The organism is Gordonia sp. SCSIO 19800 (genome assembly GCF_018132775.1).
Taxonomy (GTDB): Bacteria; Actinomycetota; Actinomycetes; order Mycobacteriales; family Mycobacteriaceae; genus Gordonia; species Gordonia hongkongensis.
In genome coordinates this window covers 201281-224230 of sequence record NZ_JAGRQM010000001.1, presented here as the reverse complement: position 1 = coordinate 224230, position 22950 = coordinate 201281, and the positions used below count along the sequence as shown (strand labels likewise).

The window sequence follows — 22950 nt, the reverse complement described above, 5'->3', positions numbered from 1 at the left end:
CCTCACCTGTTTCACTTGGCCGCCGCGAATCCCTGTTCGAGATCGGCCAAGATGTCGTCGATTCCCTCGATGCCCACGGCGAGCCGGACCAGTCCCGGGGCCACGCCCGCGGCGAGCTGCTCCTCGGGGGTGAGCTGGCTGTGTGTGGTCGAGGCGGGGTGGATGACCAGCGACCGCACATCGCCGATGTTGGCGACGTGGCTGTGCAGGCTGAGCGCGTCCACGAACTTCTTGCCGGCGTCCACTCCGCCCTGGATCTCGAAGGCGATGATCGCACCCTGACCCTTCGGGGCCAATTCCTGACCGCGCTTGTACCAGGGCGAGGACTCCAGACCCGCGTACGCCACGGACTCGACCTGCGGGTGTGCATCGAGGAAGGCGGCGACCTTCTGCGCGTTGGCGACGTGGCGCTCGATGCGCAGACTCAGCGTCTCCAGGCCCTGTGCCAACAGGAACGCGTTGAACGGGGAGATCGCCGCGCCGGTGTCACGCAACCACTGCACGCGTGCCTTGAGTGCGAAGGCGGGCGCGCCCAGGTCGGCGAAGACAGCACCGTGGTAGCTCGGGTCCGGCGTGGTGAAACCGGGGAACAGGTCCTTCCCGTCGCGCTGGACCCGCCAGTCGAAGGTGCCGCCGTCGACGATGACGCCGCCGATCGCGGTGCCGTGACCGCCGATGTACTTCGTCGCCGAGTGCACGACGATGTCGGCGCCGTGGGCCAGCGGGCTGATCAGGTACGGGGTGGCGACGGTGTTGTCGATGATGAGGGGTACGCCGTTGCGGTGCGCGACCTCCGCGATCCCCGAGATGTCGAGGATCTCGTTGTTGGGGTTGGAGATCGACTCACCGAAGAACGCGCGGGTGTTGTCCTTGACCGCGGCCTGCCACGACGCCGGGTCCTCGGGGTCCTCGACGAAGCTCACCTCGACCCCGAGTTTGGGCAGTGTGTAGTGGAAGAGGTTGTACGTGCCGCCGTAGAGGCGGGGGCTGGACACCACGTGCCCGCCGGTCTCGACGGCGTTGAGGATCGCGTAGGTCTCGGCGGCCTGGCCCGACGCGACGAGCAGCGCGGCGACGCCGCCCTCGAGCGCGGCGATCCGCTGCTCGACGGCATCCTGCGTGGGATTCATGATGCGTGTGTAGATGTTGCCCGGTTCGGCGAGACCGAAGAGATTGGCCGCGTGCTGGGTGTCGTTGAAGACATACGACGTCGTCTGGTAGATCGGCAGCGCACGGGCGTTGGTCACCGCGTCCGCGGACTGCCCGACGTGGATCTGCTTCGTCTCGAAGCTCCAGTTCTCGCTGGGATCGTTGCTGTCGAGGGTGCCGTCAGGGACATCAGACATGGCGATTCATCACTTTCTACGGTCGGCAGGGCCAACTCGACCCTGTTGGGGTCCGACCTTCGGACCCGCGCTTGCCGGGGATCGCCACTGCGATCCCGCAACCCGGTCATCACCCGGAGCACCCCACCGCGGAAGGAGGGTTGCCGATCAGCCAGCCGGGGCTTCGCACTGATACTCATGACCTGGCGACAAGGATATAACACGGATGTGAGCGCCCGAGAACCGTCCCGGTCACGCCGCGCCCAACCCTTGAGAAGTGCACCGGAAGGGTGCCGGTGGCTGTCCTCCGACCGAGTGAAATCGGGTGTGGTCAGATACGAAACCACTGGTCAAGGTAGTTAGCGACGCTCAGCGTGCTGTCGGTTCCGCGATCGCGGATCTAGAGTTCGGGACAGCCCCGGCTGCACCGGAATGCTCCGCTCAGGTGGTCCGGGTTCGCACAGGAGCGCTCATGGCCGTGATGGCTCATCTCCGGACCCGACGCGTCGCTCTGTTGGTCGCCTCGATGTCGACGTTGTCGACCCTCGCCGCATTCGGCTTCACCGGGGTGGCGGCGGCGACAGCCGGCGGGCCCTCGTGCAGCGGTGCCGTCGTGGTGGTCGGGGGGACCGTCGACGCTGAGTCGCTATTGCTCGAGGGCGTCAAGGAGCGTTACCGCGAGCAGGGCTATGAGGTGATCAACGCGCCCTACCCGGCGACCATATGGCCGCTCGGAGCGACGGGGTACGACCGCAGTACCGAACAGGGGATCGCATCGACGGCGTCGGCGATCTCGTCGTATCGAGACGCGTGCGGGTCCGAGCCGCCGGTGGTGGTGACGGGCTATTCGCAAGGGGCGCGCATCGCGGGAGACGTGCTCGCCGGTATCGGCACCGGCCGGAAGTTCGATGTCGCGAACACGCCCGACGATCCCAGCGACGACGTCGTGATCTCCGACGTCGGGGTGTCGGGCGAGCTGTATTCGGATCCGCGGCAGGCCGGTGACAAGACCGGGCGAGGTATCGAGTTGTCGCTGATCGGGATCATCCCGGGCCTGACCATGTCGGGGTCGCGTGGTGCCGGCAGCACGGACGCCGGCTTCGGGACGGTCAGCGACCGGGTCGTGTCGGTGTGCATCGAGGGCGACCCGATCTGCGACCTGCCCGATCCCGTCTACGACCCGATCGGCGCCATCGACGGCATCCTCGGCTACCAGGTCAAGCATTTCCTGTATCCAGAGGAGATGTCGGGCAACCCGCTGCAGCCGGGATACACGTGGGCGAAACGTCCGGTCGAATGTGCGGACGGCGTCTGTATGGTCGCTGCGGACTCCGCACTCGCCGAACTCGTCCAGGGCTGGGCTCGCAACCTCGGCTACCAGGGCGCCATCGGCGATTTCTTGTCCGATCGTCCGACCATCGGGCTTCCGTTCGGCATCGAACTGGCGAATCTGCAGCCGGTGGTCCGGCTGGTGCAGGGCTTGCTGCCGCCACTCCCACGTCTCGGGTACGGCGCATACCTACCCGACATCTTCGTCTTCGAGGACATCCTGCAGGGCATCGTCACCGCGACACCGGCTCGGTTCGTGCGCGGTGTCAGCGCCCTGGCTGCCAGCGTGCGCAGCATCGTCCTGCTGCCGGTCAATTTCGTCCGATACTGGGCGGGCGCGCTCATCGGGCCGGTGGCGTCGGAGGGCGGCGCCGTCACGATTCTCGCGGCGGACACGTCGCACCTGCGATCGTCCACGTTCGCGCGACTGGCAGCCGTACCCGACGAGTCCGTGGGGCCGGTCCGCGCTGACGAAGTGGGCGGGTCCGGCCCCTCGTCCGAGCCGTCGGCGGCCCGGGGTGCCGAACCGGATGCCACCGACCCGTCACCGGCCGAGCAGCCCCCGGTGGGCCACACGACCGACACGTCCTCGGGGGCCGACACGGGCACCGATACCGAGACCGGTACGCCGGACGCGGAGCCCGCGCCTGCCCCGCCTCGCGACGACGACTCGCCGGCCGTCACCGATCCCTCGGGAAGCGATGTCAAGACGTCTGGAACCGACGGTCACGGGGGAGAGGACGGCGAGAGGGCCGGCTCGTCCGACACGGCTTCGGATCCAGACGGGCCCTCCCCAGATCCGTCCGAGCCCGACAGCGATGGGGGCTCCGAAGCCGGCGACTGACACCCCGCGCGATGCTGAGGACACTGCGCGTGTGAATGAACTCACCACCGGCTGAGGAATCAGCGCTGACGGGCGCGGGTTGGCATCAACCGTGCCTGATGCTCTCTCGACGACCGAAGCCCCGGCCGACCCCTCACTGACGGGTCCGTCCACCGCCGGGGAACTCCGCAGCCCCGCGCGGGCCGAATCGGCCGAGGTGTCCCGCCGGGTGCGTCGGTGGACGATCCTCGCCCTTGCGCTGGGTGGATTCGGGATCGGGACGACCGAGTTCGTCGCCATGGGCCTCCTGCCCAACATCGCCGGATCTCTGGGTGTCTCGGAACCGACTGCCGGACATGTCATCTCGGCCTACGCGATGGGTGTGGTGGTGGGTGCGCCGCTGATTGCGGCGCTCACCGCGCGGATGTCCCGTCGGACGCTTCTGATCGGCTTGATGGTGGCGTTCACGGTCGGCAACCTCGCGACCGTCCTCGCACCGGATCACGGTTTGCTGCTGGTGGCGAGATTCGTCGCCGGCCTCCCGCACGGCGCCTACTTCGGTGTCGCGGCTCTGGTCGCCGCTCATCTGGCCGGCCCGCGCAACCGTGGCAAGGCCGTGGGACAGGTGATGCTCGGTCTGTCCGTCGCGAACGTCCTCGGCGTACCGGCGGCCGCCTGGCTCGGCGAGACGTTCGGCTGGCGGTCCGCGTTCGCGATCGTGGTCGTGATCGGAATCGCCACCGTCGTCGCGCTGATCCGGGTGCTTCCCGCGCTCAGCGGGATGAAGACCACCGACCCGCTCACCGAGCTCGGTGCACTCAAGCGGTCCCAGGTCTGGTTCACACTGGTCATCGGAACCGTCGGGTTCGGTGGGATGTTCGCGTTCTACACGTACCTCAACTCTGCGCTGACCACCGACACCGGGCTGTCGGTGTCGGTCGTGCCGTTCGCCCTGATGTTGTACGGACTGGGAATGGTGACCGGCAACTTCGTCGGCGGTTATGTCGCCGACCGCAGCGTGGCGGTGGCAATCCTCGGCGGACTCACCGCCACCGCAGTCTCCCTCGGCGCTTTTGCGGTGCTGGCCGAGAATGCTTGGGCGGCATTGATCCTCACCTACCTCGTGGCGCTCACGGGATCGATGATGCTACCCGCGCTGCAGACCAGGCTGATGGATGTGGCGGCCGATGCACAGACCCTGGCCGCGGCCCTGAACCATTCCGCGCTCAACATCGCCAACGCGGCCGGAGCGCTGCTCGGTGGCGTGGTGGTCGGTGCCGGCTACGGATACCTGGCGCCGTCGGTGGTCGGGGTGATGCTCGCGGTGGCGGGTATCGCGGTCACCGTCGTGGCCCTCGCGACCGCGCGGCGCCAGCCCGTCGGGTCCTGAACGAGCGCGGCCGTTCTACCTACGACGAGGGCCGACCGGATAAGTCCGGTCGGCCCTCGTGTCGTCGAGTCGGTGCAATCAGCCGTTCGTGGGCGGTGTGGCGATCGTCTTCGACAGGTAGAGCTGCTCGCCGAGCTTGTTGATCAGCTCGAGTTGCGTCTCGAGATAGTCGATGTGTTCCTCTTCGTCGGCGAGGATCTGCTCCAAGAGGTTGGCGCTGGTGATGTCGCCCTTGGACCGGCACATCGCGATTCCGGGGCGGAGTCGTTCCACCACCTCGACCTCGATCGACATGTCCGACTCGAACTGCTCCCGGATCGACTGCCCAATACGCAGCGGCAGCAGGCGCTGATAGTTGGGCAGGGCGTCGAGGAACAGGATGCGGTCGGTCAGGACCTCGGCGTGAGTCATCTCCTCGATCGACTCGGCCCGTGTCTTCGCGGCGATCTCGGTGAGACCCCAGCTCTGCTGCATCTTCGCGTGCAGGAAGTACTGGTTGATCGCGGTCAGCTCACTCGTGAGCTGTTCGTTGAGGAGGTCGATGACCTCGGGGTCGCCACGCATCTGTCCGCCTCCCATTTCCCGTGTATGTCCGTTCGAACCGTAACACGACAAAACCCCCCGCGCGTCGTCTCGCGCGAGGTTCGTCGGGTCGGAGGTCAGGTCATGCAGCGGTCGTCGCGGTTGACGCCCTTTCGCTCAGGATGGTGTGCAGTTCGTCCAGGCAGGTCCCGCAGCCTTCGCCCGCGCCGCAGCGGTCGCTGATCGCGTCGACCGTGTACGCGCCCGCATCGCAGTGCGCATGGACCTCGTCCACGGTGACGGCGCGGCATATGCAAACGAACATCTCGGAAACTCACCTTCGTGCCTGGATTAGGCAATGCTTACATATTTTAGGGTGTCCGCACAAGGGTTGCCTTACCTTTTATCGACGCTGTCCGAGTGGCGCGATCACGGCCGATGGGCTGTCGGACCGCCGCCGTAGGATGTGGCCCCGTGCCACTCACGATCTCCACGGTGAACGTCAACGGAATCCGCGCAGCGGTCAAACATCGATCGGAGGCCAACCGCGGCCTGCTGCCCTGGCTCGACACATCTGGACCGGATGTGGTCCTGCTGCAGGAGGTCCGCGCGAGCGAGGAACTCGCCCGCGACGCGCTGGTGCCGGTGCTCGACACCGGATGGCATCTGACGATGAGCGAGTCCTCGGTGAAGGGTCACGCGGGCGTCGGTGTGCTGACACGTAGCGCGCCGTCGGCGGTGCGCGTCGGATTCGGGAGCGCGGAGTTCGACGACCTCGGCCGCTATCTCGAAGTCGACGTCGACACCGACCTGGGACCGCTGACCGCGGGAAGCCTGTACCTGCCGAAGGGTGCCGCGCTCTCCGACGCCGAGAAGGACATCGCCAAGCACGACGAGAAGGTCCGTTTCATGCGTGAGTTCGGCGCATACCTGGATCGGTTGGTCCGTCGACGCCGCCACGTCGTCGTGGGTGGCGACTGGAACATCGCGCCCGCCGAAGCCGACATCAAGAACTGGAAGGGCAATCTCAAGAGCCCCGGCTTCCTACCGCACGAACGGGCCTGGGTGGCCGACCTGCTCGCCGCCGGGTGGCGCGACGTCATGCGCGAACTCTTTCCCGACGACGCCGGGCCCTACTCGTGGTGGTCGTGGCGCGGTAAGGCCTTCGACAACGATTCCGGATGGCGGATCGACTATCAGCTCACCAACAAGATGCTGGCCGGCCGGGCGACCAAGGCCGAGGTGGAACGTGCGGCGGCCTACGACCTCCGCTGGTCCGACCACGCTCCGGTCACCGTGCGGTACGAGTGACCGGGTCTGACAAACTGGGCGTCATGACCAGCGACGTAGAGCGCAACGGAGAGCCCGCGGCCGAGTCAATGCCGACCCGTCCGCGTGTGCTGTCCGGTATCCAGCCGACGAGTGACTCCTTCCACCTCGGGAACTATCTCGGTGCGGTCCGGCAGTGGGTGGCCTTGCAGGACGACTTCGAGGCGTTCTACTTCATCCCGGACATGCACGCACTCACGGTGCCGTTCGACCCCAAGGTCCTCGCCGAACGCACCCGCCTGAGCGTCGCGCAATTGCTCGCCGTCGGTGTGGACCCCGAGCGGTCGACGATCTATGTGCAGTCCCACATCCCCGAGATCGCCCAGCTGACGTGGGTCCTGTCGTGCATCACCGGTTTCGGCGAGGCCAGCCGGATGACCCAGTTCAAGGACAAGTCGGCCAAGCAGGGCGTCGACGCGGCGGGCGTCGGCCTGTTCACCTACCCCATCCTGATGGCCGCGGACATCCTCGCCTTTCAGGTCGATCGGGTTCCGGTCGGGGAGGACCAGCGGCAGCATCTCGAACTCACCCGCGACCTCGCCCAGCGATTCAACTCCCGGTTCGGCAAGGTGCTGAAGGTGCCCCAGGCGCACATCGTCGCCGAGTTCGCCAAGATCTACGACCTGCAGAACCCGACGGCCAAGATGAGCAAATCCGCCGAGACCGACAAGGGTCTGATCAATCTGCTCGACGATCCGAAACGTTCGGCGAAGAAGATCCGGTCGGCTGTCACCGATACCGGTTCGGAGATCCGGTTCGATGTCGTCGATAAGCCTGGTGTCTCCAACCTGCTGACCATCCAGTCGGCCCTGTCCGGTGTCGGCGTCGACGATCTGGTCGCCAAATACGAGGGCAAGGGATACGGCGACCTGAAGGTCGACACCGCGGAGGTGCTGACCGAGTTCGTCACCCCGCTGCGCGGGCGGGTCGAGGAGTACCTGTCCGATCCGGCCGAACTCGACGCCATCCTGGCTCGGGGCGCGGCCCGCGCGCGTGCCATCGCCTCCGAGACGCTGGCGTCGGTCTATGACAAGGTGGGGTTCCTGGCGCCTGGCCGGTGAGACCGCATCCGCCGGACGCCGTCCCGCGATCCGACCAGGAAGGCGATCCATGACCTCCGCGCGCGACTCGGCGAGATCACCGGTGGACACGGCGAAATCGGCGGTGGACAAAGGGATGACGACCGTCGACAAGGGCAAGTCGGCCTTCGCCGCGGCGCGGGAGAAGTGGCCCGCCGTCGAGCACCTGGTGCAGACCGTCGAACGCTACAACGACCGGCGCGGAAACGTGTATGCGGCGGCCATCAGCTTCAACGGCATCCTCGCGCTCGTCCCGATCATCATGGTGGTGTTCTCGGTCGCCGCGTTCGTGTTGGCGAATCAGCCACAGCTGCTCGAAGACCTGCAACAGGCGGTTGTCGACGCCGCGCCCGGCAAGATGGGCGAGCAGCTCAGTGAGGTCATCGATTCGGCGATCTCCTCCCGCGCCGCGGTAGGGATCGTCGGTCTGATCGGTGCCGCCTTCACCGGGATCGGGTGGATCTCCGGCGTCCGGGTGGCCTTCACCGAGATGTACGGGGGTCGCGTCGACCGCAACCCCGTGCTGTCGAAGGTGTGGGATCTCCTCACGTTCGCATTGCTGGGCATGGCCTTCGCCGTGACGATGGCGCTGACGACGCTGGGCAACAGCGGGCTCACCACCACGATGCTCTCCTGGGTGGGCCTCGACGACGCGTCATGGGCCCCGGTCGTGGTGCGGGCCGTCGCCATCGTCGTGTCGGTGTTCGCCAGCTGGCTGCTCTTCACCTTCGTGCTGGCGCGGCTACCGCTGGTGCCGCTGCCGATGACGCACGCCATGAAGGCCGGACTGGTCATCGCGATCGCGTTCGAGCTGATGAAATCCCTTGGCGGGCTGTATCTCCAGTCGGTCCTGGGCTCGCCGGCCGGGGTGGCGTTCGGTCCGATCTTCGGTGTGTTCGTCTTCGCGTACCTTGCGTCGCGGATCGTGTTGTATGCCACCGCGTGGTGCGCGACCGACCCCATCAACAGCAAGTACCAGGTGGTGGAAGAGCCGGACGCGGAACTGCACCGGCCGGTCCAGATTTCGCCGACGGTCGAGGTGAGCCCGGCGCCCCGGCCCGGCGCCCTCGCGGCCGCCGTCGGACTGGGCGCAGTCGCGGCCGCGCTGATCGGAGCCCTTCGGCGGCGTTGACCTCCGGCGCTGGTCGTCTGATCAGCGGCGTCCGGCGAGCTTCAACCCGATGAGCAGGAGGATGACCGCCGCGAGTGCGGCCACGAGCCCGATGAGGATCTGGACGGAGGTCGACGACGCCTGGTCGGAACCTGTTGCGACGGCGCGGTTCTCGGTCTGCGTCGGCGCTGGTGTCGAGGTCGGTCCGGACGCGGCCGACGGCTCGACGAGGCGGCCCACCGAGATGGCGGGGTCGGTTCGGAATCCGTAGTCGAACATCGCCTTCGCCTGGTCCCAGTACGGATCCCCGTCGACGGACAGGCCGAACATCTGCACGATGATCACCGTCTGGCCGTCGCGTTCGGCGGCACCCACGAACGTCTTCCGTGCGTCGTCGGTGTAACCGGTCTTGCCGCCGAGCATTCCCGGATACCCATCGAGGAGGAGGCGGTTGGTGCTGTACATGTCGTAGGGCGGATGATCCTTGTCGCCCGGCACATCTGGACGCCGCGGGTAACCCGGGAAGCGGATCGTGGGCATCGCGATGATCTCGCGAAAGGTCGGCTCGGTCATCGCGGCCCGGAACAGCAGCGCCAGATCGTAGGGCGAGGAGGACATCCCGGCGGCGTCCAGTCCGGACGGGCTGGCAGCACGCGTGTCCGTCGCGCCCAGCTGCGCGGCCCGGTCATTCATCTTCTCGAGCGTCGCGTCGACGCCGCCGAGCTGACGCGCGAGCGCATTCGCGCAGTCGTTGCCGGACACGAGCAAGAGTCCGGTGAGCACGTCGCGAACGGTGTAGACACCACCGGGCCCCATGCCACAGGAATCACCCTCGGTGCTCGAGTCCTCGACGGTGGGCACGACCGGCGCGCCGAGGTCGAGTTCGTCGAGGACGACCAGTGCGAGCAGCACCTTGATCGTCGACGCCGGCCGGTACCGGCCGTGGGGATCCTTGGCTGCGATGACCTGCCCGGACTCGAGATCGGCGATCAACCAACCCGCGGAGGTCAGTCGCGGCGGAACGGGACCGGCCGACGGATCGGCGATGACCCCGCAACCGGCGAGTTGGTCACCGCCGACGGCCGGTGCGGGAACAGGAAGGGGAGTGGGGGTCGTCGAACCCGGTGCGACGACCTCGGATTCGTCGACGGCCGGAGGCGTGGCGACTTTGTGCGGGCAGTGATCGGTGACCGGCGTGGTGATCGCCGGAGGCGGTACGGTCGGCAGCGGGACGGCCACGGCCGGGCCGACGCGAAGGACGAGGCCGAGCACTCCGACGGTCAGCACGGCGACGAGCGCGCACGCGGTACGACGAGTCCACGTCGGGGTCATCGGCCGCACGTTACCAGCGGGGCCGTGCGCTGCCGACGACATCGTGCAACCAGCGCCGCATCACTGCCTCCGCCGTCGGCACGGTCACTTTCTCGGCGGCCGCGGCGTCGATCGGGAAGCGGTCGGTGGCCGACTCACCCAGGACCTCGGCCACCGCGGACCGTGATTCCTGGTGTGACAGCCACCCCCTGACGAGATCGCCGCCGGCTTCGAGGTGGAACTGCACTCCGTAGCAGTTGTCCACGCGGAACAACTGATTGACGCAGGCGTCGGAGGACGCGAGCAGGGTGGCCCCGGGTGGCAGGGTGAACGTGTCGAAATGCCACTGGACTGTGTCGATGTCGCGTGGTGCGGGTGCGATGACCGCCCCGCCCCACACCGGGTCGGCCATCCCTGCGTCGTTGAGACGCACCCGGCGTACACCGAGTTCCGGTATGTCGCTCGTGTGCACCTCGCCACCGAGAGCCGCTGCCAGCATCTGCGCGCCCAGACAGACACCCCAGATGGGCACACCGCGTTCACGGGCACGGCGGAGCAGGTCGATCTCGTCGGCGATCCACGGGATGCGGTCCGCGTCACCGACTCCCATCGCTCCGCCGAGAACGAGGATGGCGTCGAAATCCGCTGGATCGACGGTCGCGGGTTCGCGCCAGATCCGCAGGGTGGCCGTCTCGGTGATCGCGTGCAGGGCGGGTCCGTAGGCGCCGGGTGGTTCGGACTCCGCGTGCCGGATCTCCAAGACCCGCAACCGCTCCCGCGGGCGCTCGACCGGCTGTGTTCTGGTGCTCATGACGAGTGCAAGAGTACGGTCTCGGTGGCGATTCCTCTCGCCGACGCGGGGTCGGAACCCACGCCGGGCTGCGTCAACCGGAATGACATGAACTCGTCGGACGGGACCCGTGCGCGGTGTGGTCGGCGACCCGTTCACCGTCGACGGTGATCTCGCACCGGGCGAACCGCCCGCCGGACTGGAACAGCGCGTCGACCGGTGCCTCGGCCGCGGCCCGCGTGTACACCAACGACGCCTTGAACTTGCCGTCTGGATCTCGTTGCGACAGCGGCACTTCGGACTGTGTGCGGAGTCTTCCGTCTGCGTCCGTCCACGCTGCGGCGCCGTTGTGCTCGTGGTCGGAGATCAGCGTGATCGTGATGCGTTGCGTGTCGGTGGTGGGTGCTGCCGCGGCCGGTGCGAACACCAGGAGGCACGCGAGCGCACTCACCGCGAGTGTCAGCAGCAGCCGGAACAGAAGGGCGCGGGCCATGAAGTACTCCGTTCGATGGGCGATCACCGGTCCGGCGACGGGCCGGGTTCCTCGGTCTTCCTTCGACGCATCGGACGGCATATCGGTTCCATCGCGCTGCTGAGCGAGCGGAAGTCGGGATTCTGCTGTCAGCGGGTGATCGTCAGCGGCAGCGTGGTGAAACGACGGACGAGAACCCCGGGCTCCCACGCCGTCTGCGTCAGATCGACCCGGAAAGCGGTCGTGGAGCGCAGCAGATGCTCGACCGCGAGGCGCGCCTGCAAGCGTGCCAATGTCGCCCCGACACACAGGTGCAGGCCCTTGCCGAACGCCAGGTGCGACCGCCGCGCCGCCGGATCGAGATCGATCGCGCCGGGATCGTCGAAATGCGCGGGATCCCGATTGGCGGCACCCCACATCAGGAACACATGTGACCCCGCCGGCAATGCGGAGTCGCCCAGCGTCGTGTCGGCGACCACGTGCCGGAAATGCCCACGAAACGGGGTCTCGAGCCGAAGGGCCTCCTCCACGAACACCGGGATGAGCCCGGGGTCGCTGCGTAACCGTTCGACGACGTCGGGATGGCGGTCCAACAGCCAGACGGCACTGTTGAGCAGGCTCGTGGTCGACTCGGCCCCGGCGGCGACCAGTTGGAACAGGATCATCACCGCGGTCTCGTGATCGAGACCGCCCTCGGCGACGCGGCGTGCCACCTCGACCAGCGCGGTCGGCCCGCTCGCTTCGCTCCCGGCGCCGGTGTCATTGTCTGCGTTGCTCATCGCCGCCGACAGATAAGCCGTCAGCTCACCGACCGCCGCGGTTGCCGTCGTCAGCTGGTCCGGCGTGATGACGCCGTCGATCAGGACGTTCGTCGCGATCGCCCACCGGGTCAGCGTGGCACGGTCGGCGACCGGCAATCCGATCACCGCCGTGGCGACCTCCATCGGAATCCGTTGCGCGACAGCGCTAACCCAATCGATCCGGCCACCACGGAGATCGTCGGCCCATGCCTCCGTGATGTATCGACGAATGGTCGGTTCGAGCTCGCGGGTACGTGCCGGAGACACCGACCGCATGGCGAGCTTCCGATGATCGCGGTGCCTGGCCCCGTCGGCGGTGGCGAGGACGTGCATAGCGTCGCCCAGGCCGGCGACCGGGAACTCCGAGACCGTGCCGTCGCCGTGCCACACCATCGTGGCGGTCAGGTTCGACGAGAAGTCCTCCGGGCGTCGGACCGCGTCGGCGATCAGGTCCCAGGAGCCGACGGCGAAGAACGATGAATCCCCGATTCGCTGCACGGGCGAACCGGTGTGCAGACGCGAGTAGAAGGTCGTGGGATCGGCGGTGGTGTCCATGGAGTCCAGCGTGGGCGACCCCGGGCCGTCGACGCACGCATATCCCCGAAGTCGAGATCGGTGAGAAGTCACAGCACCATCCGGTGTCTCAGGCTAGCCTCGTGAACAGCTGGAACGTCCTTCATCGACAGGATGGTTCGTCTCACCATGAGAACGGGGGAGCGATGGCCCGGGACTGGCTGGTCGACGGAGACCGGCACGATGCTGCACGCGAGCGTCTGATCGCGCACGCGGCGGCCCTCATCGCACGCCGTGGCCTCGACGGGTTCGACCTCGACGAGCTCGGTCGTCGGGCGCACTGTTCGAGGGCGACGATCTACCGCCATGCCGGCGGTCGGTCCGCGCTGATCGAGTCCGTGCTGGCCACCACGTCGGCACCGGTGCTCGCCGCCATCCGTGCGACCGTCGCGGATCTCACCGGGCCCGATCGCGCCCAGACGGCGATCATCGAGACCCTGCGCGCACTACGCGGCGACCGGGTCATCCGGCAGTTCCTCCGGCCCGACAACCTCATCGGCGCGACGCCAACCGTCCTGTCGTCCCCCGCGGTGCACGCGGTGGCCGCCGATCTGGTCGGCGTCGACCCCGATGATCCCGCGGATGCACGGTTCCTCATCCGTTCCGTTCTCGCCCTGCTGCTCTGGCCCGCCGAACCCGACGAGGAGGCGCGGAGCGCGGAATCGATCGTCGCCGGCATCTTCCGTCGGGACCCCGGCACCGACGACGACGGCCCGCACCCCTGAGGGTGCGGGCCGTTGCCGGGCTGCAGAGAAAGTTCGAATCGGCTAGCGCGAGAACATGAGTGCGCGCTTGACCTCCGAGATCGCCTGGGTGACCTGAATGCCACGCGGGCACGCGTCGGTGCAGTTGAACGTGGTGCGGCAACGCCACACACCGTCGACGTCGTTGAGGATGTCGAGTCGCTCGACGGCCCCCTCGTCGCGGCTGTCGAAGATGAACCGGTGCGCGTTGACGATCGCGGCGGGACCGAAGTACGAACCCTCGGTCCAGAAGACCGGGCAGCTCGTCGTACAGCAGGCGCACAGGATGCACTTGGTGGTGTCGTCGAACCGGGCGCGGTCGGCCTGGCTCTGGATGCGTTCGCGGGTCGGCTCGTTGCCCGAGGTGATCAGGAACGGCTTGATCGCGCGGAACGCGTCGAAGAACGGTTCCATGTCGACCACGAGATCCTTCTCCACCGGCAGGCCGCGGATCGGCTCGATGGTGATCGTGATCTCCTTGGACTTGTCCTTCGGGAGCATGTCCTTCATCAGCAGCTTGCAGGCGAGACGGTTGACGCCGTTGATCCGCATCGCGTCCGACCCGCACACGCCGTGGGCGCAACTACGACGGAACGTGAGCGTCCCGTCCAGGTAGCCCTTCACGTACAGGAGCAGGTTGAGCAGGCGGTCGGTCGGCAGCGCCGGGACGCGGAAGCTCTCGAAGCCCTGGGCGTCGGGATTCTCCGGGTTGAAGCGGAAGATCTTGAGCGTCACCATGGTGGCCTCGTCGGGCACCGGAGGCAACGGCGGATCGTCGGAAGACGGTGCGGGCTTGTCCAGAACAGATGTCATCAGTACTTACGCTCCATCGGCTCGTAGCGGGTTTCCACGACCGGCTTGTACTCCAACTCGATGTCTGAAAGGAGGTCAGTGCCCTTTTTGTAGGCCATGGTGTGCCGCTTGTAGTTGACGTCGTCACGATCCGGGTAGTCCTCGCGTGCGTGACCGCCGCGCGACTCCTTGCGGTTCAGGGCTCCGGCCACCGTCACCTCCGCCATCTCCAGCAGGAAGCCGAGTTCGATGGCCTCGAGGAGATCGCTGTTGAAGCGCTTGCCCTTGTCATGGACTCGGATGTGGGCGTAGCGCTCCTTGAACCGGTGGATGTCGGTCAGGGCCTGCTTGAGGGTCTCCTCGGTGCGGAACACCGAGGCGTTCGCGTCCATCGAGGCCTGCAGCTCGGTACGGATGTCGGCGACGCGCTCGTGTCCGTGGTCGCTGAGCAGCAGCTCGAGCCACGAGTCGACCATCTCGGTGGGCGTCTCGGGGAGCTCGGCGAACTCGGCCGAGTTCGCGTAGTCCGCGGCCGCGATTCCCGCGCGTCGTCCGAAGACGTTGATGTCGAGCAGCGAGTTGGTGCCCAGCCGGTTGGCTCCGTGGACCGACACGCACGCACACTCGCCGGCGGCGTACAGGCCGTGGACGACCTCGTCGTTGTTGCGCAGCACCTGACCGTTGATGTTGGTCGGGATGCCGCCCATGACGTAGTGACAGGTGGGGAACACCGGCACGTACTCGGTGACCGGGTCGACGCCGAGGTAGGTACGGGCGAACTCGGTGATGTCGGGGAGCTTCTCGTTGAGGACGTCCTCGCCGAGGTGGGTCACGTCGATGTAGACGTAGTCCTTGTTCGGGCCGGCACCGCGACCTTCGAGCACCTCGAGCACCATCGACCGGGCCACGATGTCGCGCGGCGCGAGGTCCTTGATGGTGGGGGCGTAGCGCTCCATGAAACGCTCGCCGTCGGCGTTGCGCAGGATGCCGCCCTCACCGCGGACCGCCTCCGAGATGAGGATGCCGAGCCCCGCGAGACCCGTCGGATGGAACTGGTGGAACTCCATGTCCTCGAGGGGCAGGCCCTTGCGGAAGATGATGCCCATGCCGTCGCCGGTCAGCGTGTGCGCGTTCGAGGTCGTCTTGTACATACGGCCCGAGCCGCCGGTGGCGAACACGATCGACTTGGCGTGGAAGACGTGGATCTCGCCGGTCGCGAGCTCGTAGGCGACGACACCGGTCGCGACCTGCTCGCCCTTCTCGTTCTCCGTGAGGCAGATGTCGAGGGCGTAGAACTCGTTGAAGAACTCGACGTCGTGCTTGACGCAGTTCTGGTAGAGCGTCTGCAGGATCATGTGGCCGGTGCGGTCGGCGGCGTAGCAGGCCCGCCGGACCGGGGACTTGCCGTGATCGCGGGTGTGGCCGCCGAAGCGTCGCTGATCGATCTTGCCCTCGGGTGTCCGGTTGAAGGGCAGGCCCATCTTCTCGAGATCGAGCACCGCGTCGATGGCCTCCTTGGCCATGATCTCGACGGCATCCTGATCGGCGAGGTAGTCACCACCCTTGACGGTGTCGAAGGTGTGCCACTCCCAGTTGTCTTCCTCGACGTTGGCGAGTGCCGCACACATGCCGCCCTGGGCCGCGCCGGTGTGGCTGCGGGTCGGGTACAGCTTGGTCAGCACCGCGGTGCGGGCCCGAGGGGCGGCTTCGATCGCCGCGCGCATGCCTGCGCCGCCGGCGCCCACGATGACGACGTCGTAGCGATGTTCCTGCATGTTGTGGGTCTCCTTTAGCCGACGCTGTTGACGTCGAAGGTCAGGAGGGCGTAGGTGCCCATCGTGAGGACGAGGATCATCGACACGGCGAGCAGCACGTTCAGCCAGAAACGGGTCGAGTCCTTGCGGGAGTAGTCGGCGATGACGGTGCGCACACCGTTGCCGCCGTGCAGTTGGGCCAGCCACAGCATGGTGAGGTCCCAGATCTGCCAGAAGGGTGAGCTCCACCGCGCGGCGACGAACGAGGAGTCGATGCGGTGCACGCCGCCGTCCCAGGCCAGCATGATGAACATGTGGCCGATCGTCAGGACGACGAGCAGCAGCCCGGAGAACCGCATGAACAGCCATGCGTTCTTCTCGAAGTTGCCGCCCTTGGGCTTGCGGGGCGAGCGCGGGTTGTCCAGGCTCGCGGGACGGTCGTGCTGAGTACCGAGGGTCTTGGCGACACCGGTGGCTTCCGAGGTGGTCATCTCTGGTGTCTCCTACAGGTGGCTGAACATGATCTGCAGCAGGCGGACCGTGCCGGCACCGAAGACGATGACGAACAGGGTCATGGCCACCCACAGCATCTGTCGCTGGTACTTGGGTCCCTTGGACCAGAAGTCCACGAGGATCAGGCGCACACCGTTGAAGGCGTGGAACAGGACGCACGCGACCAGGGCAATCTCCATGAGACCGATGATCGGCGTCTTGTAGGTCTCGATGATCTCGTCGTACTGATTGGGGTCGACTCGGATGACCGCGGTGTCGAGCACGTGTACGAAGAGGAAGAAGAAGATCGTGACGCCGGTGATGCGGTGCAGGACCCACGACCACATGCCGGGATCGCCGCGATAAAGAGATCGTCTGCGCACCGGGTCGGGTGCGACTTCGGTCGAGGTGCTCATCGGGAAAGTGGCCTCCAACATCGTCGATGGACGCGTCGAATCGGCATGCTCCGACTCGACCATGGACCCATACGAAGAGACTCTAAACCCATGCACATTCCGGTGGTAAATTGCCCGAACCGATCTGGGCGACAAGACATTACGACTTAGGTTTGCCTTACCCAAGCTTTGCGGTGATGAAATCCGGATGAACGGCCGATGACGCCGGGCGACAGGAGATCCACGTGGTTACAGAAATCGATTGGGATGTGTTGCGGGACAAGGCCAGATCGATGATCGGTCGTGCTTACGCACCCTACTCCCGGTACCCGGTGGGCGCCGCCGGGATCACAGCCGAGGGCGGTGTCGTCGCCGGTTGCAATGTGGAAAATGTCTCATATGGCCTGGGTATCTGCGCCGAGGTCGCACTGGTCGCGGCCCTGGTGAACGACGGAGGCGGAGCGCTGCGGGCGGTCAGCGTCTGCGACGCCCGCGGGGCGGTTCTGATGCCGTGCGGACGGTGCCGACAGGTCCTGCTCGAACACGGCGGGCGCGAGCTCCTCGTCGACCACCCCGGTGGTCCCCGGATGCTCGCCGAGCTGCTTCCCGATGCCTTCGGACCCGACGATCTCGAGGCGGTCCGTTCATGACGGTCGACGCCCGGGAGATCATCCACGCGGTGTCGGTGATCGCCACCAAGCGGGGCGGACACGAACTCGCCGACGCACAGATCGCGTGGATGGTCGACGGCTACACCCGCGGCGAGGTGGCGGCGGAACAGATGTCGGCATTGCTGATGGCCATATATCTGCGCGGGATGAATCGCCGTGAGATCGCGTCCTGGACGCACGCGATGATCGACAGCGGGCGCCGGATGGACCTGTCCGGTCTGCAGCGGGACGGGCGGCCGCTGGCCACCGTGGACAAACACTCCACCGGCGGCGTCGGGGACAAGATCACCCTCCCGCTCACGCCGCTCGTCGCGTCGTTCGGTGTCGCGGTGCCGCAGCTGTCCGGTCGGGGGCTCGGTCACACCGGTGGGACGCTCGACAAGCTGGAGTCCATCCCGGGGTGGCGGGCCGAGGTGAGCACGTCTGACATGCTCGACCAGCTCGAGCGGGTCGGCGCGGTCATCTGTGCCGCAGGCGCCGACCTGGCACCCGCCGATCGCAAGCTCTACGCCCTGCGCGATGTCACGGGCACGGTCGAGTCCATTCCGCTGCTGGCGTCGTCGATCATGAGCAAGAAGATCGCCGAGGGCACCGGTGCGCTGGTCCTCGACGTCAAGACCGGGTCGGGTGCCTTCCTGCCCGACGAGGACGACGCGCGCGAACTGGCGTCGACCATGGTCGAACTCGGTCACGACGCCGGTGTCGACACCCGTGCGGTCATCACCGACATGGGCACACCGCTCGGACTCGCGATCGGCAACGCCGTTGAGGTGGCCGAGTCGGTGGAGGTACTCGCCGGCGGCGGACCCGCCGACGTCGTCGAACTGACCCTGGCCCTCGCCCGGGAGATGCTCGACGCCGCTGGGCTCGTCGACGCCGACCCCGCAACCCATCTCGCCGACGGCCGGGCGATGGACACGTGGCGGGCGATGATCGCGGCGCAAGGTGGCGACCCCGATGCGCCCCTGCCGACGGCGCGCCACCACGACACCGTGACCGCGTCGGGCGACGGCATCGTCACCGAGATGGACGCGCGCGCGGTCGGCGACGCCGCGTGGCGACTCGGCGGCGGCCGATCGCAGCCGGGGGAGGCGGTCGCGGCAGAGGCGGGAGTGACCATCCATGCGAAGCCCGGTGATCGTGTCCGAGCCGGTCAACCGCTGTTCACCCTCCACACGCAGGATGAGGACCGGATCCCCGGAGCCCGCTCCTGCCTGGCCGGGGCGACGACCGTGGGGCCCGACTCCGCCGAACACGCGGGCGGCGCGCGCACCCGTCCACTGATCATCGACCGCGTTAGGTTTCCATCATGACGACGCTGACCCCGGCGAACATCTCCCTCGCCCCGAAGGTGCTCCTCCACGACCACCTCGACGGCGGACTCCGGCCCGCGACGGTCCTCGAGTTGGCCCACGAGGTGGGATACGACGGCCTCCCGGCGGATGAGAACGGCAGGCAGATCGACGACGCCGAGACGCTCGGGCAGTGGTTCCGACGTGCGGCCGACAGCGGCTCGCTCGAGCGCTACCTCGAGACCTTCTCGCATACGGTCGCGGTGATGCAGACCGTCGGCGGGTTGGAACGCGTCGCGCGCGAGTGCGTGGAGGACCTCGCCGCCGACGGGGTCGTGTACGCCGAGGTGCGTTATGCGCCCGAACAGCATCTCGAAGGCGGGCTGACCCTCGACGAGGTCGTCGAGGCGGTGCTGCGGGGCTTCGCCGAGGGCGAGGCGGTCGCGGCCGAGCGGGGCCGGACGATCACCGTGCGGTGCCTGGTCACCGCGATGCGCCACGCCGCCCGGTCACGCGAGATCGCCGAACTCGCGGTCCGCTACCGGGACCGGGGTGTCGTCGGTTTCGACATCGCCGGCGCCGAGGCGGGGCATCCGCCGACCCGCCATCTCGACGCCTTCGAATACATGCGGGCCAACTGTGCGCCCTTCACCATCCACGCCGGCGAGGCATTCGGGCTGCCGTCGATCCACGAGGCCATCGGCTTCTGCGGGACGGACCGGTTGGGTCACGGCGTCCGCGTCTTCGACGACATCGAACTCCCGGAGGGGGTCGATCTCGCGGCGCACTCGTTCGCGGGTGCGCGGCTGGGTCAGGTGGCGAACATCGTGCGGGACAAGCGGATTCCGCTGGAGCTGTGCCCGAGTTCGAATGTGCAGACCGGGGCGGTCGGTTCACTCGCCGAGCATCCGTTCAACGTGTTGGCGCGCCTACGGTTCCGGGTGACGGTGAACACCGACAACCGACTGATGTCCGACACCACCATGAGCAAGGAATTCGGCCTGCTCGCCGATCGGTTCGGCTACGGCTGGGCGGATTTCGAACGGTTCACGGTGAACGCGATGAAGTCGGCGTTCATCCACTTCGACGAGCGGCTGGCGTTCATCGACGACGTGATCAAGCCCGGCTACGCGGTGCTGCTCGGCTGAGCAGCACCGTCGCGGCCGGTTATGGGCGGAGAGGACTGCGCCCGTCAGCCCTTCTTGGTGAGCCGGGCCTCGAAGTCGTGCTCGAGCGCGCGCCACGCCTCGGCCTCGTTGTCGAACGGACCGCTGGGCGCCATGCGCTTGGGGTCGGGGTTGACGGTGTAGTCGACGAACCATCCCAGCGGGGTGGTGGTGCCGAGGGCCTCGGAGACCGTGTTGTCACCGGCGTAGTCGGCTGCGTCGGTGAAGAGTTCGACGGCGAGGTCGAGCTGGTCGCGATCCATTCGGCGGGGGCCGTCGGCGATGTCGTCGGCGAGACCCGGCAGGACGTAGACGTTGTCGTCGATGACGTCGAACTCGAGGGATCCGTTGGTCGCCTCGGTGCGGACCTCGTCGAACGTGGACAGGTCGGCGAGGTCATGCGTGTTGTCGTCGGCGAGGAACCGCGAGAGCGAGCGCGCCGAGGTGAACACGAAGATCTTGCCCTTGGTGCCGAGGAACACCGGGTCGTCTCCGAGATAGCACCGCAGTGTCAGGTACTCGTTCGCGCTGGTGACGATCTTGATCGGGTCGATGCCGACCGACGCCCAGAAATCGTCGTCGTCGTAGTCGTCCTCGTCCTCGTCGTCCGTGTCCTCTTCGAGGTCATCGTCGTCGGCGGCGTCCGAGGACTCGGCGTCGGGGGCACCGACGATCTCGATGTCATCGTCGGTCGGCTCGTCCTCGTCCTCGGCGGACGCGGCGGCCTCGAGTTCGGCCTCGGCGGTCTCGACGGCCTTGGCGTCCACCTTCGGTGTGCTGATGACACCGTCGATGGCATCGAGCACGTCATCCCAGTGCTTGGCGATGAGCCGGCCGATGCGCACCCAGAGGTCGGTGCCCTCGCGGCCGTCGAAGTTGCGTGTGCCGGTGGTGACGGCGCCCAGGATCGGGTTGCCGTTGAAGAACTTGGTGACCGGTGTCAGTTCGCAGACCTCACCGAGGATGCGCACGATCTCGAGTGCGTCTTCGAGTTCGGCGATGACCTCGGCGGTGGGGTCCTCCGCGGCGAGCTCGGGTACGCCGACGAGGTCGTAGCTGTGGCGCTCGTCGGGGACCAGTTCATCGGCCTGCAGGCCGACCACGGTCGACCACGCCGGATGCTCGACGAGATCGTTGTCCTCGTTGGTGCGGATGAACGCGGCGAGCTCGGCGACAGAGGGCAGGACGTACAGGTCCTCGTCCAGTCCGAGGAAGGCCTCCCATTCGTCATCGCCCTCACGCCAGCGGGGTGCCCACAGGGTGAAGCTGTTTCCGTCGGTGAGTCCGAGCTCAATCGGGACGATGTCTCCGGCCATGGGGACACAGCCTAGCGATTGTCGGCGGCGGATCCAGTAGTGCCCCCACAGACGGTCGGTGGTGTGCCGACGACTTTTCGATGAACTCCTGACTCGCCCGCGGGTGCGACCATCGGCGCGGCTCTCATCGTGGACGGAAGAATCCTTCGAATGCCTGGTCGAGGTTCGAGGTTCGCACCGGCGAGACGCCTACGGGGTCACCGGCTTCGATCATTTGACCATTGCCGATGTACATCGCCACGTGGCCGGACCACACCGCGAGGTCTCCGGGCTGCAGCTGCGCCTGGGACACCTGATACCCGGCGGTGTCCTGCTCCTGGGCGAGGCGGGGGATTTCGAGCCCGGCCTGCCGGTAGGCCCACTGTGTGAAGCCGCTGCAGTCGAATCCGTCGGGCGTCGTCCCGCCCCAGACATAGGGCACCCCGCGTTGACTCAGCGCGGCCCGCACCGCGGTCGCCGCGCGTTCGTTCGGAGCGTGGGCGACCGAGCCGTCGGGCAGCGTGATGGGGACGCCGCCGGGCGTGGGGACGGGCGACAGTCTGGCGGCGTCGCCGCCTGCGACTCCGACCATCTCGGCCGGCGCCGTGCGGCGGGCCAGGGCGGCCATCGCCTCGGTGTCGGAGCCGAGCTCGGCGCGAGCACGACCGATGATCTCCACGCCGCGGCTCAGATGCTCGACGGCGATCGGCAGGACCGCGAGAAGGACTGCCGGAGTGGCCAATCCGCCGTTGAGGCCACGGACATGCCGTTCCAGGGAGTCCACGAGGCCGTTCAGCGCGGTCGACGCCATGTGGACGGTACGGCCGGCGCTCTCGACGAGCCGGCCGAACTGGGCGGCGCATTCGGTGAGTTCGGTGAGTCGGCGCTGGTTCGCCGCGGTCGCGGCTGCGGCTCCGGCGGCCCCGGCTCCGTCCCACCGCGTGCGGACGGACTCGGCGGCCGACGTCGACCGCTGGCGCACCGACTCGACGGTGCCCGCTACGGTCCGGACCTGCTCGGCGGGGTTGCCCGGTGCCAGGATGCCGGTCCCCAGCGCGGCGATCAGTTGCCGCAGTGGCTCGATGAGGAGTTCGACGGGGATCACAGCGTCAGCTCACCGGCCGTCGCGATCCGGTCGGCGGCGGCGCAGTCGCAGTCGGCGTAGGACGTTGCGGCCGAGCTCGTCGTGAGTCCGACGCGTTCCTCGCGCGCCGTCGCGGCCTCGATGGTGCGACGGTGCAGGTCGAGGAACTCGACGACGGCGGTGAGGAACTCGATGCCGATGAGACCGAAGGTGATGGCTAGTTCGACCACGGCGGCGTCGTCGCTGCCGGTCCCGCCCTCGAGCATCTGGGCGTTCGTGCGGTGTGCGCCGGAGAACTCGTGCAGCGCAGACGAATCGGCGAACAGTCGGCCACCTGTGTCCGGGCCTGGCCGGGTGGGTGCGGGATAGGGATGGGGGGAGGACGGGCTCATGGGTTTTCGACGCGGCGCGG

23 protein-coding genes and 1 riboswitch are annotated in these 22950 nt (G+C 67.5%); of the genes, 9 read left to right on the top strand and 14 right to left on the bottom strand.

Features of this window, described 5'->3' with window-relative positions:
• Positions 1 to 11: 11 nt before the first annotated feature.
• Positions 12 to 1346, bottom strand: a complete 1335-nt coding sequence (locus KB201_RS01005; RefSeq protein WP_058250669.1) for a bifunctional o-acetylhomoserine/o-acetylserine sulfhydrylase — start codon at positions 1344 to 1346, stop codon at positions 12 to 14.
• 62 nt (positions 1347 to 1408) lie between these two features.
• Positions 1409 to 1529, bottom strand: a riboswitch (SAM riboswitch).
• Between the two features lie 268 nt (positions 1530 to 1797).
• On the opposite strand from KB201_RS01005, the gene KB201_RS01000 reads away from it, so the two are divergent.
• Together KB201_RS01000 and KB201_RS00995 are read left to right on the top strand one after the other, a co-directional pair.
• A complete protein-coding gene (locus KB201_RS01000; protein ID WP_211538164.1) occupies positions 1798 to 3498 on the top strand; it encodes a cutinase family protein in 1701 nt (566 codons plus the stop codon).
• Positions 3499 to 3589: 91 nt separating this feature from the next.
• Complete coding sequence (locus KB201_RS00995) at positions 3590 to 4867, top strand: MFS transporter (protein WP_211538163.1); 1278 nt, start codon at positions 3590 to 3592, stop codon at positions 4865 to 4867.
• 78 nt (positions 4868 to 4945) lie between these two features.
• Here KB201_RS00995 and bfr read toward each other — a convergent pair whose 3' ends face one another.
• Together bfr and KB201_RS00985 are read right to left on the bottom strand one after the other, a co-directional pair.
• Positions 4946 to 5431, bottom strand: a complete 486-nt coding sequence (gene bfr / locus KB201_RS00990; RefSeq protein ID WP_058250877.1) for a bacterioferritin — start codon at positions 5429 to 5431, stop codon at positions 4946 to 4948.
• A 100-nt stretch (positions 5432 to 5531) separates the two neighbouring features.
• Positions 5532 to 5714, bottom strand: coding sequence for a bacterioferritin-associated ferredoxin (locus tag KB201_RS00985; protein ID WP_058250667.1), 183 nt, complete (start codon positions 5712 to 5714; stop codon positions 5532 to 5534).
• Positions 5715 to 5863: 149 nt separating this feature from the next.
• On the opposite strand from KB201_RS00985, the gene KB201_RS00980 reads away from it, so the two are divergent.
• From KB201_RS00980 to KB201_RS00970, 3 genes are read left to right on the top strand one after another with little or no spacing between them, the layout of a single operon-like run.
• Entirely contained in the window at positions 5864 to 6700 is an 837-nt protein-coding gene (locus KB201_RS00980; protein ID WP_078112073.1) for an exodeoxyribonuclease III, read from the top strand.
• Between the two features lie 23 nt (positions 6701 to 6723).
• Positions 6724 to 7779: a tryptophan--tRNA ligase gene (trpS, locus tag KB201_RS00975; protein ID WP_058250876.1), complete on the top strand. Its 1056-nt coding sequence runs from the start codon at positions 6724 to 6726 to the stop codon at positions 7777 to 7779.
• A gap of 49 nt (positions 7780 to 7828) precedes the next feature.
• Positions 7829 to 8929, top strand: coding sequence for a YhjD/YihY/BrkB family envelope integrity protein (locus KB201_RS00970; protein WP_078112072.1), 1101 nt, complete (start codon positions 7829 to 7831; stop codon positions 8927 to 8929).
• Between the two features lie 21 nt (positions 8930 to 8950).
• Here KB201_RS00970 and KB201_RS00965 read toward each other — a convergent pair whose 3' ends face one another.
• The 4 genes from KB201_RS00965 to KB201_RS00950 all read right to left on the bottom strand — a co-directional run bounded on the left by KB201_RS00965 (position 8951) and on the right by KB201_RS00950 (position 12836).
• Positions 8951 to 10240, bottom strand: coding sequence for a D-alanyl-D-alanine carboxypeptidase family protein (locus tag KB201_RS00965; RefSeq protein ID WP_078112204.1), 1290 nt, complete (start codon positions 10238 to 10240; stop codon positions 8951 to 8953).
• Between the two features lie 10 nt (positions 10241 to 10250).
• Positions 10251 to 11030 carry a type 1 glutamine amidotransferase gene (locus tag KB201_RS00960; RefSeq protein ID WP_058250664.1) on the bottom strand — a complete coding sequence of 260 codons (780 nt, stop codon included), beginning with the start codon at positions 11028 to 11030 and terminating at the stop codon, positions 10251 to 10253.
• 73 nt (positions 11031 to 11103) lie between these two features.
• Positions 11104 to 11583 carry a hypothetical protein gene (locus KB201_RS00955; protein WP_223258988.1) on the bottom strand — a complete coding sequence of 160 codons (480 nt, stop codon included), beginning with the start codon at positions 11581 to 11583 and terminating at the stop codon, positions 11104 to 11106.
• Positions 11584 to 11630: 47 nt separating this feature from the next.
• Entirely contained in the window at positions 11631 to 12836 is a 1206-nt protein-coding gene (locus KB201_RS00950; protein WP_058250663.1) for a cytochrome P450, read from the bottom strand.
• A gap of 164 nt (positions 12837 to 13000) precedes the next feature.
• Here KB201_RS00950 and KB201_RS00945 point away from each other — a divergent pair, with 164 nt between their 5' ends.
• Entirely contained in the window at positions 13001 to 13579 is a 579-nt protein-coding gene (locus tag KB201_RS00945) for a TetR/AcrR family transcriptional regulator (protein WP_058250662.1), read from the top strand.
• A gap of 42 nt (positions 13580 to 13621) precedes the next feature.
• On the opposite strand, the gene KB201_RS00940 is transcribed toward KB201_RS00945, so the two are convergent.
• Genes KB201_RS00940 through sdhC form a run of 4 tightly spaced genes read right to left on the bottom strand, consistent with a single transcriptional unit; the run spans position 13622 to position 17051 of the window.
• Positions 13622 to 14410, bottom strand: a complete 789-nt coding sequence (locus tag KB201_RS00940; protein ID WP_058250661.1) for a succinate dehydrogenase iron-sulfur subunit — start codon at positions 14408 to 14410, stop codon at positions 13622 to 13624.
• Positions 14410 to 16164: a succinate dehydrogenase flavoprotein subunit gene (gene sdhA, locus KB201_RS00935; RefSeq protein ID WP_058250660.1), complete on the bottom strand. Its 1755-nt coding sequence runs from the start codon at positions 16162 to 16164 to the stop codon at positions 14410 to 14412. The genes KB201_RS00940 and sdhA overlap by 1 nt, the downstream gene beginning before the upstream one ends.
• A 14-nt stretch (positions 16165 to 16178) precedes the next feature.
• Positions 16179 to 16634 (bottom strand): succinate dehydrogenase hydrophobic membrane anchor subunit, encoded by a 456-nt coding sequence (locus tag KB201_RS00930; RefSeq protein ID WP_058250659.1) that lies wholly within the window; start codon positions 16632 to 16634, stop codon positions 16179 to 16181.
• Between the two features lie 12 nt (positions 16635 to 16646).
• Complete coding sequence (sdhC, locus tag KB201_RS00925; RefSeq protein WP_058250873.1) at positions 16647 to 17051, bottom strand: succinate dehydrogenase, cytochrome b556 subunit; 405 nt, start codon at positions 17049 to 17051, stop codon at positions 16647 to 16649.
• 224 nt (positions 17052 to 17275) lie between these two features.
• On the opposite strand from sdhC, the gene KB201_RS00920 reads away from it, so the two are divergent.
• From KB201_RS00920 to KB201_RS00910, 3 genes are read left to right on the top strand one after another with little or no spacing between them, the layout of a single operon-like run.
• On the top strand, positions 17276 to 17680 hold the full coding sequence (locus KB201_RS00920) for a cytidine deaminase (RefSeq protein WP_058250658.1): 405 nt from the start codon (positions 17276 to 17278) through the stop codon (positions 17678 to 17680).
• Positions 17677 to 19014, top strand: a complete 1338-nt coding sequence (locus KB201_RS00915) for a thymidine phosphorylase (protein WP_211538162.1) — start codon at positions 17677 to 17679, stop codon at positions 19012 to 19014. The genes KB201_RS00920 and KB201_RS00915 overlap by 4 nt, the downstream gene beginning before the upstream one ends.
• Positions 19011 to 20141, top strand: a complete 1131-nt coding sequence (locus KB201_RS00910) for an adenosine deaminase (RefSeq protein ID WP_068971758.1) — start codon at positions 19011 to 19013, stop codon at positions 20139 to 20141. Before KB201_RS00915 ends, KB201_RS00910 begins: the two co-directional genes overlap by 4 nt.
• Before the next feature lie 44 nt (positions 20142 to 20185).
• Here KB201_RS00910 and KB201_RS00905 read toward each other — a convergent pair whose 3' ends face one another.
• The 3 genes from KB201_RS00905 to KB201_RS00895 form a co-directional block, all read right to left on the bottom strand.
• Positions 20186 to 21475 (bottom strand): primosomal protein, encoded by a 1290-nt coding sequence (locus KB201_RS00905; protein ID WP_211538161.1) that lies wholly within the window; start codon positions 21473 to 21475, stop codon positions 20186 to 20188.
• A gap of 124 nt (positions 21476 to 21599) precedes the next feature.
• Positions 21600 to 22559, bottom strand: a complete 960-nt coding sequence (locus KB201_RS00900) for a C40 family peptidase (RefSeq protein ID WP_211538160.1) — start codon at positions 22557 to 22559, stop codon at positions 21600 to 21602.
• Positions 22556 to 22930, bottom strand: coding sequence for a type VII secretion target (locus KB201_RS00895; protein ID WP_068971760.1), 375 nt, complete (start codon positions 22928 to 22930; stop codon positions 22556 to 22558). Before KB201_RS00895 ends, KB201_RS00900 begins: the two co-directional genes overlap by 4 nt.
• Positions 22931 to 22950 lie beyond the last annotated feature (20 nt).

What these genes read in the sequence shown, in the direction of transcription:
- KB201_RS00960 (WP_058250664.1), bottom strand. Translation starts at nt 11,030, where the DNA reads ATGAGCACCAGAACACAGCCGGTCGAGCGCCCGCGGGAGCGGTTGCGG.
- KB201_RS00950 (WP_058250663.1), bottom strand. Translation starts at nt 12,836, where the DNA reads ATGGACACCACCGCCGATCCCACGACCTTCTACTCGCGTCTGCACACC.
- bfr (WP_058250877.1), bottom strand. Translation starts at nt 5,431, where the DNA reads ATGCGTGGCGACCCCGAGGTCATCGACCTCCTCAACGAACAGCTCACG.
- KB201_RS00930 (WP_058250659.1), bottom strand. Translation starts at nt 16,634, where the DNA reads ATGACCACCTCGGAAGCCACCGGTGTCGCCAAGACCCTCGGTACTCAG.
- KB201_RS00940 (WP_058250661.1), bottom strand. Translation starts at nt 14,410, where the DNA reads ATGACATCTGTTCTGGACAAGCCCGCACCGTCTTCCGACGATCCGCCG.
- sdhC (WP_058250873.1), bottom strand. Translation starts at nt 17,051, where the DNA reads ATGAGCACCTCGACCGAAGTCGCACCCGACCCGGTGCGCAGACGATCT.
- KB201_RS00965 (WP_078112204.1), bottom strand. Translation starts at nt 10,240, where the DNA reads ATGACCCCGACGTGGACTCGTCGTACCGCGTGCGCGCTCGTCGCCGTG.
- KB201_RS00915 (WP_211538162.1), top strand. Translation starts at nt 17,677, where the DNA reads ATGACGGTCGACGCCCGGGAGATCATCCACGCGGTGTCGGTGATCGCC.
- KB201_RS00970 (WP_078112072.1), top strand. Translation starts at nt 7,829, where the DNA reads ATGACCTCCGCGCGCGACTCGGCGAGATCACCGGTGGACACGGCGAAA.
- sdhA (WP_058250660.1), bottom strand. Translation starts at nt 16,164, where the DNA reads ATGCAGGAACATCGCTACGACGTCGTCATCGTGGGCGCCGGCGGCGCA.
- trpS (WP_058250876.1), top strand. Translation starts at nt 6,724, where the DNA reads ATGACCAGCGACGTAGAGCGCAACGGAGAGCCCGCGGCCGAGTCAATG.
- KB201_RS00895 (WP_068971760.1), bottom strand. Translation starts at nt 22,930, where the DNA reads ATGAGCCCGTCCTCCCCCCATCCCTATCCCGCACCCACCCGGCCAGGC.
- KB201_RS01000 (WP_211538164.1), top strand. Translation starts at nt 1,798, where the DNA reads ATGGCCGTGATGGCTCATCTCCGGACCCGACGCGTCGCTCTGTTGGTC.
- KB201_RS00955 (WP_223258988.1), bottom strand. Translation starts at nt 11,583, where the DNA reads ATGCCGTCCGATGCGTCGAAGGAAGACCGAGGAACCCGGCCCGTCGCC.
- KB201_RS00945 (WP_058250662.1), top strand. Translation starts at nt 13,001, where the DNA reads ATGGCCCGGGACTGGCTGGTCGACGGAGACCGGCACGATGCTGCACGC.
- KB201_RS00905 (WP_211538161.1), bottom strand. Translation starts at nt 21,475, where the DNA reads ATGGCCGGAGACATCGTCCCGATTGAGCTCGGACTCACCGACGGAAAC.
- KB201_RS00985 (WP_058250667.1), bottom strand. Translation starts at nt 5,714, where the DNA reads ATGTTCGTTTGCATATGCCGCGCCGTCACCGTGGACGAGGTCCATGCG.
- KB201_RS01005 (WP_058250669.1), bottom strand. Translation starts at nt 1,346, where the DNA reads ATGTCTGATGTCCCTGACGGCACCCTCGACAGCAACGATCCCAGCGAG.
- KB201_RS00910 (WP_068971758.1), top strand. Translation starts at nt 19,011, where the DNA reads ATGACGACGCTGACCCCGGCGAACATCTCCCTCGCCCCGAAGGTGCTC.